Source organism: Pseudomonas sp. SDI (genome assembly GCF_003105155.1).
Lineage (GTDB): Bacteria > Pseudomonadota > Gammaproteobacteria > Pseudomonadales > Pseudomonadaceae > Aquipseudomonas.
The window spans coordinates 163,146-176,842 of the sequence record NZ_QETK01000007.1 but is presented as its reverse complement, the minus strand read 5'-3'; the positions used below and the strand labels follow the sequence as shown (position 1 = coordinate 176,842).

10 protein-coding genes and 1 other RNA gene are annotated in these 13,697 nt (G+C 63.1%); 10 read left to right on the top strand and 1 reads right to left on the bottom strand.

All coding sequences use genetic code 11. From position 1 onward, the window contains the following. Positions 1–65: 65 nt before the first annotated feature. A complete protein-coding gene (locus DCO48_RS07015) occupies positions 66–833 on the bottom strand; it encodes a GntR family transcriptional regulator (RefSeq protein ID WP_116549873.1) in 768 nt (255 codons plus the stop codon). Positions 834–1,086: 253 nt separating this feature from the next. On the opposite strand from DCO48_RS07015, the gene DCO48_RS07010 reads away from it, so the two are divergent. The 10 genes from DCO48_RS07010 to DCO48_RS06965 all read left to right on the top strand — a co-directional run bounded on the left by DCO48_RS07010 (position 1,087) and on the right by DCO48_RS06965 (position 13,647). Continuing rightward, positions 1,087–2,772 carry a lactate permease LctP family transporter gene (locus DCO48_RS07010; protein ID WP_116549872.1) on the top strand — a complete coding sequence of 562 codons (1,686 nt, stop codon included), beginning with the start codon at positions 1,087–1,089 and terminating at the stop codon, positions 2,770–2,772. 152 nt (positions 2,773–2,924) lie between these two features. Next, on the top strand, positions 2,925–3,749 hold the full coding sequence (locus DCO48_RS07005; RefSeq protein ID WP_116549871.1) for a (Fe-S)-binding protein: 825 nt from the start codon (positions 2,925–2,927) through the stop codon (positions 3,747–3,749). Further along, positions 3,746–5,203 (top strand): LutB/LldF family L-lactate oxidation iron-sulfur protein, encoded by a 1,458-nt coding sequence (locus DCO48_RS07000; RefSeq protein WP_116549870.1) that lies wholly within the window; start codon positions 3,746–3,748, stop codon positions 5,201–5,203. Before DCO48_RS07005 ends, DCO48_RS07000 begins: the two co-directional genes overlap by 4 nt. After that, entirely contained in the window at positions 5,200–5,871 is a 672-nt protein-coding gene (locus DCO48_RS06995) for a lactate utilization protein (protein ID WP_116549869.1), read from the top strand. The genes DCO48_RS07000 and DCO48_RS06995 overlap by 4 nt, the downstream gene beginning before the upstream one ends. After that, the gene (locus DCO48_RS06990) at positions 5,868–8,678 is read left to right on the top strand and encodes an FAD-binding and (Fe-S)-binding domain-containing protein (RefSeq protein ID WP_116549868.1); all 2,811 of its coding nucleotides are present in this window, start codon (positions 5,868–5,870) and stop codon (positions 8,676–8,678) included. The genes DCO48_RS06995 and DCO48_RS06990 overlap by 4 nt, the downstream gene beginning before the upstream one ends. A gap of 50 nt (positions 8,679–8,728) precedes the next feature. After that, a complete protein-coding gene (locus DCO48_RS06985; RefSeq protein ID WP_116549876.1) occupies positions 8,729–8,962 on the top strand; it encodes a hypothetical protein in 234 nt (77 codons plus the stop codon). A 102-nt stretch (positions 8,963–9,064) separates the two neighbouring features. Then, positions 9,065–9,456, top strand: a transfer-messenger RNA (tmRNA) gene (gene ssrA / locus DCO48_RS06980). A 136-nt stretch (positions 9,457–9,592) separates the two neighbouring features. Beyond that, the gene (locus tag DCO48_RS06975) at positions 9,593–10,105 is read left to right on the top strand and encodes a sigma-70 family RNA polymerase sigma factor (protein ID WP_116549867.1); all 513 of its coding nucleotides are present in this window, start codon (positions 9,593–9,595) and stop codon (positions 10,103–10,105) included. Next, positions 10,081–11,049, top strand: coding sequence for a FecR domain-containing protein (locus DCO48_RS06970; RefSeq protein WP_116549866.1), 969 nt, complete (start codon positions 10,081–10,083; stop codon positions 11,047–11,049). The genes DCO48_RS06975 and DCO48_RS06970 overlap by 25 nt, the downstream gene beginning before the upstream one ends. A 111-nt stretch (positions 11,050–11,160) precedes the next feature. After that, positions 11,161–13,647 carry a TonB-dependent receptor gene (locus DCO48_RS06965; protein WP_116549865.1) on the top strand — a complete coding sequence of 829 codons (2,487 nt, stop codon included), beginning with the start codon at positions 11,161–11,163 and terminating at the stop codon, positions 13,645–13,647. The last annotated feature ends 50 nt before the right edge of the window (positions 13,648–13,697 follow it).

The following is a 13,697-nucleotide window of genomic DNA, read 5'->3' as shown; positions in this document are numbered from 1 at the left end:
GCTCCCACAAAGAACAGCGCTGCTCTTGTGGGAGCGGGCTCGTCCCGCGATAGCAGCACCGCCGCCTAACGCCCTTTGCGCCGCTCTGCCCGCGCCACTCGCTGCACTTCCTGGCGCACTTCTTCGAGCACCTCCTGCACATACAGGATGTGCCGGCTGGACACCTCCCGGGCATCCTCCGCTCGCCCTTCGACAATCGCCAGGTACAACTCCCGGTGCTGGGTGATCAGCATGTCGCGGGTTTCGCTGCGCTGCTTGTACATCCCGCCGATGTTGGTCACCACGTTGCGCTTGAGCAGGTCGAACAAGCCACGGATGGTATGCAACAACACCGCGTTATGACTGGCTTCGGCAATCGCCAGATGAAAGCGTGCATCCGCCACGCCCTCCTCCGCCCGGCTGACGTCGTCAACCCGGCTGTAGCAATCCTGCAAAGCATCGAACGCGGCCTTGAGCCGCTCGCGATCGACCTCGGTTGCGCGGATCGCCGCGTAATAGGCGCACGAAGCCTCCAGGGTATGCCGGAACTCCAGCAGGTCGCGCTGCGCCTCGGGGTTTGATTCGAGCAGTTGCAACAGCGGATCGCTGAAAGTCGTGCCCAGTGATTCGGCCACATAGTTGCCGCCGCCCTGACGACTGACCAGCAACCCCTTGGCCACCAGTTTCTGGATCGCCTCGCGCAACGACGGCCGCGACACGCCGAACTGCTCGGCCAGCGCGCGCTCGGCAGGCAGGCGTTCGCCGGCGGTCAACGTGCCCTCAAGAATCATCCCCTCAAGCCGCTCGACGATATCGTCGGACAAACGGCGTTGGCGGACCTGATCGAAAACCATCACATGCTCTCCACAATCCCGGGTGCTTTCGGGGCCGTCTATTCTGGCCTATCCGCGCCTGCCCGACACCCTCCAGTTGGGAAATTTCCCTACCACTCAGACACCCCTGCCGGTGGCATCCGACGAAAGTTTCGCCGAGGCAAATTGACACACCCACAGCGAGGCTTTTAACCTAGCGCCTCGACATTGTAAATTGGTATTACCAATTATCCAATGCCAGTGCCTGACCAACAACAATTAGGGGCCACCCCATATGCAAACCTGGCAACAACTCTATAGCCCGCTCGGTAGTCTTGGCCTGTCCGCTCTGGCGGCAGTCATTCCCATTGTGTTCTTCTTCCTGGCGCTGGCCGTGTTCCGACTCAAGGGGCATGTCGCGGGCAGCATCACCTTGGGTCTGTCGATCCTGGTCGCCATCTTTGCGTTCCAGATGCCCGCCGACATGGCCTTCGCCGCGGCCGGCTACGGCTTTGCCTATGGCCTGTGGCCGATCGCCTGGATCATCGTCGCGGCGGTTTTCCTCTACAAACTCACGGTCAAGAGCGGCCAGTTCGAAGTCATCCGCAGCTCGGTACTGTCGATCACCGACGACCAGCGCCTACAGGTGCTGCTGATCGGCTTCTGTTTCGGCGCCTTCCTCGAAGGTGCGGCCGGTTTCGGCGCGCCGGTGGCGATCACCGCTGCCCTGCTGGTTGGCCTGGGCTTCAACCCGCTGTACGCCGCCGGCCTGTGCCTGATCGCCAACACCGCGCCGGTCGCCTTCGGCGCCCTGGGTATCCCGATCATCGTCGCCGGCCAGGTGACCGGCATCGACGCCTTCCACATCGGCGCCATGACCGGTCGTCAACTGCCGCTGCTGTCGCTGTTCGTGCCGTTCTGGCTGGTGTTCATGATGGATGGCCTGCGTGGCGTGAAGGAAACCTGGCCTGCGGCACTGGTTGCCGGCCTGAGCTTTGCGGTCACCCAGTACTTCACCTCGAACTTCATCGGCCCGGAACTGCCGGACATCACCTCGGCCCTGGCCAGCCTGATTTCCCTGACCCTGTTCCTCAAGGTCTGGCAGCCCAAGCGCGCCTTCAACGAGGCCGCCAGCGTTGGCGCCGCGGCCGTGAAGAGCACCGGTGGTTTCGGCCAGGTGCGCACCATGCAGCCTTCGCCGTACAGCTTTGGCGAAATCTTCAAAGCCTGGTCGCCGTTCCTGATCCTCACGGTGCTGGTCACCCTCTGGACCCTGAAACCGTTCAAGGCAATGTTCGCCGCCGGCGGTTCGATGTACAGCTGGGTGTTCAACTTCGCCATCCCGCACCTGGACCAGTTGGTGATCAAGACCGCGCCCATCGTGGCCGCACCCACTGCGATCCCAGCGGTGTTCAAGCTTGACCCGATTTCCGCCACCGGCACCGCGATCTTCTTCTCGGCACTGATCTCGATGCTGGTGCTGAAGATCAACTTCAAAACTGGTCTGACCACCTTTAAAGAGACCGTCTACGAGCTGCGCTGGCCGATCCTGTCGATTGGCATGGTGCTGGCTTTCGCCTTCGTCACCAACTACTCGGGCATGTCCTCGACCATGGCCCTGGTGCTCGCGGGTACTGGCGCAGCGTTCCCGTTCTTCTCGCCGTTCCTTGGCTGGCTGGGCGTGTTCCTGACCGGCTCGGACACCTCGTCGAACGCCCTGTTCAGCTCGCTGCAAGCCACCACCGCGCACCAGATCGGGGTCAACGACACCCTGCTGGTGGCGGCCAACACCAGCGGTGGCGTGACCGGCAAGATGATCTCGCCACAATCGATTGCCGTCGCCTGTGCCGCCACCGGCCTGGTTGGCAAAGAGTCCGATCTGTTCCGCTTCACCCTCAAGCACAGCCTGTTCTTCGCCACCATCGTCGGCCTGATTACCCTGGTTCAGGCGTACTGGCTGACCGGCATGCTGGTGCACTGATCGGCTACTAGGCTTTGCTGCAATAAACCCGGCGCCGGGCAACCGGCGCCCGTTGTTCCATAACCCGGTCTGCAAGCCTGGCGAAAGCTTCACCCGATACCTTTCGCCAGGCACGCTGGACGGATAACCGGGCCCACCCGGAGACACGCCTGATGAGCGAGCTGTTTTACAACGCTGTGCCCAACGCTACCCGCGTCGCACCGCCAGTGCCCCAACCGCGGAGTTATCCGCAAAGCAAACCGGCCAAGGTCTATCTGTTCGGCACTTGCGTGCTCGACCTGTTCTACCCCGAGGCGGGGATGGACGCGATCCGCCTGCTGGAACGCGAAGGCATTCGTGTCGAGTTTCCCCAGGGGCAGAGTTGCTGCGGCCAGCCGGCATACACCAGCGGCTACACCGAACAGGCCCGCGACGTGGCGCGGGCGCAACTGGCGCTGTTTGCCGGTGAGCATCCGGTGGTGGTGCCCTCGGGCTCCTGCGCCGGGATGATTCGCGAACACTATGCCGACTTGTTCAAGGACGAGCCGGCCACCTTGCAACAGGTCCGCCACCTGGCCGAGCGCACCTTCGAGCTGGCCGAGTTCCTGCTCAATGTGTGCAAGGTCCAGCTGAACGACTGCGGTACCCCGGTGAAAGTCGCCCTGCACACGTCGTGCTCGGCGCGCCGGGAAATGAACACCCATTTGCACGGGCGTGCCTTGCTGGCGCAACTGGGCAATGTGGAGCGGGTCGAACACGGCCATGAAAGCGAATGTTGTGGCTTTGGCGGGACCTTCAGCGTCCGTATGCCAGACATCAGCGGCGCGATGGTTGCAGACAAGACCCGGTCCCTGAAGGACTCCGGTGCGCAGCACGTGGTGAGCGCCGACTGTGGTTGCCTGATGAACATCAACGGCGCCCTGGAGAAACAGAACGAAGCCTTGCGCGGGCAACACCTGGCAAGCTTCCTCTGGCAGCGTACCGGGGGTGGCCAATGAGCGCGCCGACGCTGATTCCGACCGTCGCGGTCGAAGCCGATTTTCGTGCCCGGGCCCACAAGGCCCTGGGCGATCAACAACTGCGGAACAACTTCCGCAGTGCCATGGACTCGCTGATGACCAAGCGTGCTGTGGCGTTCAGCGATGCTCACGAACGCGAGCATCTGCGCGCGCTGGGTAACGCCATCCGCGCCCGCGCATTATCCAAGCTGCCCGACCTGCTCGAGCAGCTTGAACAGAACCTGACTCGCAACGGTGTGAAAGTGCACTGGGCGGAAACGGTGGACGAGGCCAATGGCATCGTCCTCTCGATCATCCGCGCTCACGAGGCGCGGCAAGTGATCAAGGGCAAATCGATGGTCAGCGAAGAGATGGAGATGAACCATGTCCTCGCTGAACAGGGCATTGAATGCCTGGAATCGGACATGGGCGAGTTCATCGTCCAGCTCGACCACGAGAAGCCTTCTCATATCATTATGCCGGCAATCCACAAGAACGCCGGTCAGGTCGCGTCCTTGTTCCACGACACACTTGGCGTGGAGTACACCAAGGACGTTGACCAACTTATCCAGATCGGTCGCCGCGTGCTGCGCGAGAAGTTCTTCGAGGCCGATGTCGGCGTCTCCGGGGTCAACTTCGCCGTGGCCGAAACCGGCACGTTGCTGCTGGTGGAAAACGAAGGCAACGGGCGCATGTCGACCACCGTACCGCCGGTGCATATCGCCGTTACCGGGATCGAGAAAGTCGTCGAGAACCTGCGCGATGTAGTGCCGCTGCTGTCGCTGCTGACCCGCTCGGCACTGGGCCAGCCGATCACCACCTACGTCAACATGATCTCCGGCCCGCGCACACCGGAAGAACTCGACGGCCCACAGGAAGTGCACCTGGTGCTGCTCGACAACGGTCGCAGCCAGGCCTTCGCCGACAGCGAACTGCGCCAGACCCTCAACTGCATCCGCTGCGGCGCCTGCATGAACCACTGCCCGGTGTATACCCGCGTCGGCGGGCATACCTACGGCGAGGTGTATCCCGGTCCGATCGGCAAGATCATCACCCCGCACATGGTCGGCCTGGCCAAGGTCCCGGACCATCCCAGCGCCTCGTCGCTGTGCGGCGCCTGTGGCGAAGTATGCCCGGTTAAGATTCCGATCCCGGCCTTGCTGCGGCGTCTGCGTGAAGAGAACGTCAAGGCCCCGGACAGCCCGCATCAAGTGATGCGCGGCCAGGGCAGCAAGTACTCGCGCAAGGAACGCCTGATCTGGAACTTCTGGGCCCGGCTCAACACCTCGCCGACGCTGTACCGGCTGTTCGGCTTCTTTGCCACACGCCTGCGCCAGCTGGTGCCGAACAACGTCGGCCCGTGGACGCAGAACCACAGCGCGCCGAAACCGGCTGCCCGCTCGCTGCATGAGCTGGCCCGCGACCACCTGGCCAAGCAGGATCAACGCCGATGAGTGCCAAACAGAACATCCTCGCCAAGCTGCGCAAAAGCCTGAGCGGCACCACGCCGCTGGCCGACACCTTCGACGAAGCGCTGGTCACCGAACCCTGGAGCTATCCGCCCGAGCAGCGCATCGCTCAGTTGCGCAAGCAGATGGAAGCGGTGCACACCGAGATCCACCTGACCCGTGGCGACGGCTGGACCGCCCTGCTCGCGCGCTTGCTGGCCGAGCGCCAGTTGCCGAGCCTGCTGGTGGCACCAGGCACGCCGCATGGTCAGCAGTTGGCCGCGTACTGGGCGGCCAACGACGGCCTGCCGACGCTCAAGGCCTATGATCGGCCGGTCGAGGCATGGAAGGCCGAGCTGTTCAACGACACCCCGGCCAGCCTCACCGGCACTCTCGGCGCCATCGCGTCCACCGGCAGCCTGATCGTCTGGCCGACACCACAGGAGCCGCGGCTGATGAGCCTGGTGCCGCCAGTGCATTTCGCCCTGCTCAAGGCCAGCGAAATCCACAACAACTTCTATGAGGTGCAGCAGAAGTTCGCCTGGGCGGCCGGCATGCCGACCAATGCCCTGCTGATCTCCGGCCCGTCGAAAACCGCCGATATCGAACAGGTACTGGCCTATGGCGCCCATGGCCCGAAAGACCTGGTGCTGTTGATCCTGGAGGACCAATGAGCCTGCCCACCCGCTTTGTGCAAGACGCTGCACGGCTGATCCCGCGCGAGCGCCGCTTCGACGATCCGACCTCGACCCTGGCCTTCGGCACCGACGCCAGTTTCTACCGGCTGATCCCCAAACTGGTGGTGCGCGTCGAGTCGGAAGATGAAGTGGTCGCACTGCTGCAACTGGCCCAGCGCGACCGGGTTTCGGTGACCTTCCGCGCGGCCGGCACCAGTCTGTCGGGCCAGGCCATCAGCGACTCGGTGCTGATCGTGCTGGGCGACAACTGGAACGCGCGGCAGATTCGCGACGACGGTCGGCAGATCCGCCTGCAGCCCGGCGTGATCGGCGCCCAGGCCAATGCCTGGCTCGCGCCGTTCGGGCGCAAGATCGGCCCGGACCCGGCCTCGATCAACGCCTGCAAGATCGGCGGCATCGTCGCCAACAATGCCAGCGGCATGTGCTGCGGCACCGCGCAGAATACCTATCACACCCTGGCCGGCATGCGCCTCGTGCTGGCCGACGGCACCCGTCTGGACAGCGAAGACCCGGCCAGCGTTGCAGCTTTCGAACAGAGCCACGCCGGGCTGCTCGCCGAATTGGCCCGGCTAGGCCGCGAGACCCGTGCAAACAGCGAGCTGGCCGCAAAGATTCGGCATAAATACCGGCTGAAGAACACCACCGGGCTGTCGCTCAACGCGCTGATCGACTACGACCAACCGCTGGATATCCTCAGCCATCTGCTGGTCGGCTCCGAGGGTACCCTGGGCTTTATCAGCGCGGTGACCTACGACACGGTGATCGATCACCCGAACAAGGCCTCGGCGCTGATTGTCTTCCCCGACGTGGAAACCTGCTGCAACGCGGTGACCGTGCTCAAGCAGCAGCCGGTGTCGGCGGTCGAGCTGCTCGACCGCCGTAGCCTGCGCTCGGTACAGGACAAGCCGGGTATGCCGGCGTTCGTCCAGGCGTTGTCCGATGGCGCCTGTGCGCTGCTGATCGAATCCCGCGCCGCCAGCCAGGCACTGCTGCACGAACAATTGGCGCAGATCATGGCCGCGTTGGCCGACTTCCCGGTGGAAAAGCAGATCGACTTCACCGAAGACGCCAAGGAGAACGCCAAGCTCTGGGCGATCCGCAAGGACACCTTCCCGGCCGTCGGCGCGGTGCGCAAGACCGGCACCACGGTAATCATCGAAGACGTGACCTTCCCGGTCGAGCAGTTGGCGATTGGCGTCAACCGGCTGATTGCGCTGTTCGACAAGCACCACTACGACGAGGCGATCCTCTTCGGCCATGCGCTGGAGGGCAACTTGCACTTCGTCTTCACCCAGGGCTTCAACAGCCCCGAGGAAGTGGCACGCTACCAGGCCTTCATGGACGACGTGGCACAACTGGTGGCAGTGGAGTTCGGCGGTTCGCTCAAGGCCGAACACGGCACCGGACGCAACATGGCGCCGTTTGTCGAACTGGAGTGGGGGCATGACGCCTACCAGTTGATGTGGACGCTGAAGCGCCTGCTCGACCCGAACGGCATACTCAACCCGGACGTGGTCCTCAGCGACGACCCACAGATCCACCTCAAACACCTCAAGCCACTGCCGGCGGCCGACGAGATCGTCGACAAGTGCATCGAATGCGGTTTCTGCGAGCCGGTCTGCCCATCGAAAGGGCTGACCCTGAGCCCGCGCCAGCGCATCGTGATGTGGCGGGATATCCAGGCGAAAAAACGTGCCGGCCTCGACACCGAGGCGCTGGAGCGCGATTACCAGTACCAGGGCATCGATACCTGCGCGGCCACCGGGTTGTGCGCCCAGCGCTGCCCGGTGGGGATCAACACCGGCGAGCTGGTGAAGAAGCTGCGCGCACAGGCTGCCGGGCATGCCAAGGCGGCCGACTGGCTGGCGGACAACTTCCATACCGCGCTGAGCGGCGCGCGGCTGACCTTGCGTGCCGCCAACGGCGCGCGCAAATTGCTCGGGGCACCGCGGCTGAGCAGGCTCAGTGCCGTCCTGAGCAAGGCCAGCCACGGCCGGCTGCCGCAGTGGACGGCGGCCATGCCGCAGCCGCTGGGCACCTTGCGCCTGAGCCCGGCGAGCAACGACGCACGGCCGCGCGTGGTGTATCTGGCGGCCTGTGTGTCGCGAGTGATGGGCCCGGCAGCGGGCGACCGCGAACAGATGTCGCTGCTCGACAAGACTCGCGGGCTGCTGGAGAAGGCCGGCTATAACGTGGTGTTTCCGGATAACCAGGACAGCCTCTGCTGTGGTCAGCCGTTTGCCTCCAAGGGCTATGCCGAACAGGCCGAGCACAAGCGCCAGGAACTGATTGCCGCGTTGCTGCAGGCCAGCCGCGGCGGGCTCGACCCGATCTATTGCGATACCAGCCCGTGTACCTTGCGCCTGGTGCAAGATCTGGCGGACACCCGACTCGACCTGTATGACCCGGTACGCTTCATCCGCACCCACTTGCTCGACAAGCTGGTGTTCACCCCGCAGGAGGCGCCGATTGCCGTGCATGTAACGTGCAGCACCCAGCACCTGGGCGAAAGCCAGGCGCTGATCGACCTGGCGCGGCGCTGCAGCACGCAGGTGGTGATTCCCGAGGGTATTCATTGCTGCGGGTTTGCCGGCGACAAGGGCTTCACCACGCCGGAGCTGAATGCGCATTCGCTGCGCAGCCTGAAGGATGCGGTGCAGTATTGCAGCGAAGGGATCTCCACCAGCCGCACCTGTGAAATCGGCCTGAGCAATCACGGCGGGATCGACTATCACGGGCTGGTCTATCTGGTAGACCGCGTCACTAGCGCCCGCGCCCAGTAGGACTCACTGTGCCCCCAAATCCTGAGGTCTTCCCAGCCAAGGAAATTCACATAAAGCGTACTGCGATTAGCGGACTGTTCATCACTGCGGCACTGCTCGCCTCCCCTGTGTTTGCGGAAGACGATCTGTGCGCGGCCAACCTGCAGAAGATCGACGGCAACATGACCAAGCAGATGCAGGACGCCGCCCAGGCGGTGGGCAATACCAAGGACTGCATTGCCATTACCAGCACGATCTTAGAGCGTCAGGAACAAGCCACCAACGGCGACAGCAGCGGTTCGTGATGCGGGTCGGCGGGCGCCCGGACCAGCAGTCGACGTCGCCCGACCGATGGCGTATACTCCGCCTCAGGCATTCGAAAGGATGCTAGCGCTAGAGCAGAAAATGGGGCCGATTAGGATTCGACGCCGGTCACGAAACTCTAGGTGCATGCCGAGTTGGTAACAGAACTCGTAAATCCACTGTTGCAACTTTCTATAGTTGCCAATGACGAAAACTACGAGGGTTACGCTCTCGCTGCGTAAGCAGCTGAGCCCGCTCTCCTGGTAGCTTCGGCTCCAGCAATCATCAGGGGATGCCTGTAAACCCAAAATGATTGTCATACAGAACAGGATCGCCGCGTAGTACGTTGTGGACGAAGTGGCTAAAACTTACACAACTCGCCCAATGCACCCTGCCAGTCGGGTCGCTGAGGGTTAACTTAATAGACCTGGCTAAGCATGTAGTACCGACAGCGGAGTACTGGCGGACGGGGGTTCAAATCCCCCCGGCTCCACCAAATTCGCAGAAGAAGACGTCCACGGACGTCTTTTTTTGTGCCTGAAATTCAGCCCATCCCAGCGCAGATCGCCGATTGTCATAACCCGCCGCATCGTCAATAATGAGATATATTATCATTTGCAGCGATTGATTTTATGGACGCAGGGATCAGCACGTCAGCGCCACCGAGTATCGAGCATCTGTACGGCGAGCATCACGGCTGGCTGAAAAGCTGGCTGCGCACCCGTACCGGCAACAGCGCCGATGCCGCGGACCTGGCCCAAGATACGTTCATGCGCATGCTGACCTTGCGCCAACTGCCCGTGCTGCGTGAGCCACGTCATTACCTGGCAACCATTGCCCGCGGCCTGATGATCGACAAGGCCCGCCGCCAAACCCTCGAACGCGCCTACCTAGAAGCGTTAGCGGCGCGCCCGGAGCCGTTGCAAATCTCCCCTGAAACGCATCACCTGATCATCGAATCGCTGATGGCCATCGATACCCTGCTCGACGGCCTCAGTGCGCGAACCCGACAGATCTTCCTGCTGGTGCAGCTCGAAGGCCTCAGCTACGTGCAGGTCGGCAAACAGCTGGGGCTGTCGGTGACCACGGTCAAAAATCACCTGGGCAAGGCGCTGATGCAATGCATCCTGTTGATGGACGATTGAACAGCCCGGCGCTCCGCCCCCCGCTCAAGGCCCATCTGCAAGCTGCTGTGCAGTGGTACCTGACACTCAACGACGCCGATGTCAGCGCCGAGCAACAGCTCGCCTGGCGCAACTGGCTGGCGGCCGACCCCGAACACAGCAACGCCTGGGCCCGAATCGAAAAGCTCCAGCAGCAACTTCGCGGCCTGCCCGGCGACGTGGCGTTGCCGGTATTGACCGCAGCCGGCGTACAGCGACGCCACGGCCTCAAGTTGCTGATGCTGCTAGCCACGGGCGCAACGCTGTTCGGCGGCTACCGGATCTCGCCGTACAACGCCGACTTCGCGACCCGCACCGGCGAACGCCGCCAGGTCACCCTGCCGGATGGCAGCAGCCTGCACTTGAACACCGACACCCGCGTCGATATCGCCTACAGCGCCGAGCAGCGGCTGATCCTGCTGCGCCGCGGTGAGGTGCTGATTACCACCGCAACCGAGCACCCTCCCGCGCGCCCATTGTCGGTGGAAACCCCACACGGTCGCGTACTTGCTCTCGGTACCCGATTCGACGTGCGCCTGCATTCCGGCTTCAGCAGCGTCGAGGTGCAGCGCCACACCGTGGAAGTCCGTCCGCACGACACACCACAGCGGGTGCAACGTGTCGATGAAGGCCAAGCCCTGACCTTCGGCGCCGCGCAACTGGGCAACGTGCGCCCACTGACCGTCGAGGGCAGCGCCTGGACGCAGGGACTGCTGGTGGCGATCGACTGGCGCCTGGGCGACTTTGTCGAGGAACTGGCCCGCTACCGGCCCGGTTACCTGGGGTGCGCCGACGCCGTCGCCGGCTTGCGTATTTCCGGGGCATTCCGCCTCGACGACAGCGACGGCATCCTCGCCAACCTGCAAGTCTCGTTGCCGGTGCAGGTGCGCCGTTTCTCACGGTATTGGGTGCGCATAGAAGCGTAATCGGCAGGGCAACAGCCCAGCAGGAAATCATCTTGCCGATTCCTTTTTTCGTTCGGCTCATCAGTAGAGCGGTCAATCAGCCGCCTTCACTGCCACGGCATAGGAAGTCACATGAGCCACCCACGCCCCCTTCACTGCGCCGCCCTGCGCTTGCAGCTCAATTCCACACTACTGCGCATCAGCCTCGGCGCCGTCCTCGGGGCCTGCGCCGTCACCTCGCCCGCCTGGGCCGCGCAAGCCAGCGAACGGGCCGAGTACAACATCGCCGCCGGGCCGCTGGATATCGCGCTCAGCCAGTTTGCCGCCGCCAACGGCGTGACCTTGTCGTTTGGCTCAACGCAAACCCAGGGCCTGCACACCGCCGGTATCAAAGGCTGGTTCTCGTTCGACGAAGGCGTCGCCCGGCTGCTGGCCAACAGCGGTTTGCAAGTGCGCCAGGAGGGTATCGGGCGCTACAGCCTGGTCAACGTTCAGAGCGGCGCGGCACTTGAACTGGGCGCAACCAACATTTCCGACACCAGCCTTGGCGCGATCAGCGAAGACACCGGCGCCTACACCAGTGGCCCGATGGACACGGCGACCAAACTGGCCTTGTCCAACCGCGAAACCCCACAAACGATCACGGTCATGACCCGCCAGCGCATGGACGACCAGAACATGCGGACCCTGGAAGATGTCCTGAAAAACACCCCCGGAATCGCCATCACCAAGGACGGTCCGCAACGCGCGACGTTCTACTCCCGCGGCTTTGCCGTGGAAAACCTGATGACCGACGGCCTGCCCAACGACCTGTCCCACTACCTGTCGCGGGACATGAATTCCAGCCCCGACATGGCAATCTTCGATCGGGTAGAAGTGGTACGCGGCGCCACCGGGTTGATGCAGGGCTCGGGCAACCCCGCCGCAGCGGTGAACATGATCCGCAAACGCCCTACCGCCACACCACGCGTCACCGTCACCGGCAGTGCCGGCAGTTGGGACAACTACCGCAGCGAGTTCGACGCGTCCAATGCCCTCAACGAATCCGGCACCCTGCGCGGGCGGGTGGTCGCGGCCTACCAGGCCAAGGACAGTTTTCAGGATTTCGTCAGTTCCGAGCGCTCGGTGTTCTACGCCATCACCGAGGCCGACCTGAATGAAGACGCTACCTTCACCTTTGGTGCCTCCAACCAGAACGCCAACAACAACAGCGCCTGGGGCGGCCTGCCGGTAGCCCGCGATGGCAGCGACCTGCACCTCAAGCGCTCGACCTACCTGGGCAGCGACTGGGAATACTGGGACCAGGACAACACCACCGCCTTCAGCCGCCTGGAATACCGCTTTGCCAATAGCTGGAAAATGCTGCTGTCGGCCAGCAAGAGCTGGTCGGACGTCGACATGCTCGGCTCGTTACCGATGCGCAGTTGGGAAACCGACTACGTCGACATCGACCAGAACATCGGCAGGTACCAGTACGAAGACCAGCAGAACAGCTACGACGCTTATCTCAGCGGCCCCTTCTCGCTGTTCGGGCGCAGCCATGAACTGGTGGTAGGGGCCAGCCGGCGCGACCTGACCTTCAAGGGCAAAGGCCTGCCGACTGACATCAAGACCAGCACCAACCTGTACCGCCCCACCGGCATCCCGAAACCGGATGTCAGCGCCACGCCCTGGACCCAACATCGCACCAGCCAGCAGGAAGGCACCTACATCACCACACGGCTGAACCTGCGCGACGACCTCAAGCTGATCCTCGGCGGGCGCCTGGACTGGTACGAATACGACGTGGACACGCGCTGGGAAGGCAAATCCTCTGCCAGTAGCCTGCCGAACAAGGTCACCCGCCACCTGACCCGTTACGCCGGCGCCGTCTACGACCTGGACCAGCATCACTCGGTGTATGTCAGCTACACCGATATTTTCCGCCCACAGACCGAGCTCGATACGCAGAACAATGCACTCAAGCCGATCGCAGGCAAAAACTACGAGATCGGCATCAAGGGCGAGTATTTCGATGGTGGCCTGAATGCCAGCGCGGCGATCTTCCGCATCGATCAGGAAAACCGCGCCAAGCTGCTCAACCCCAACCTGTGCACGCCGGCAGGCGCTACCTGCTATGAAGCGGCGGGCGCCGTGCGCAGCGAAGGCCTCGACCTGGAGATCAACGGTTCCCTGGCGCCCGGCTGGGAACTGGGTGCCGGCTACACCTACGCAGCGGCCAAGTACACCAAGGACGCCGACCCAAACAAGGTCGGTCGACTGTTCAGCACCAACATCCCCCGGCACATCTTCAAGCTGTTCACCAGCTATCGACTGCCCGGCGACTTCGAGCGCTGGACCATCGGTGGCGGCATCTATGGGCAGAACAGCGTCTTCAACAAGGGCAGCAACGACCTCGACGGCCCGCCGCCGTACGGCTACTACATCGAACAGAAGGCCTATGCCCTGGTCGACCTGATGACCAGCTACAAGGCCTCGGAACACGTCGATGTACGGCTGAACCTGAACAACATCTTCGACAAGACCTACTATCAGGACATCAGCTCCAACACCGACTACGGCAACAGCCTGTACGGCGAACCGCGCAACGCCATGGTCACCGTGCGCTGGTCGCTTTAAGGCATAAAAAAGGCACTGGGCGCTCGGCGCCAGTGCCTTTCTGCTCAACC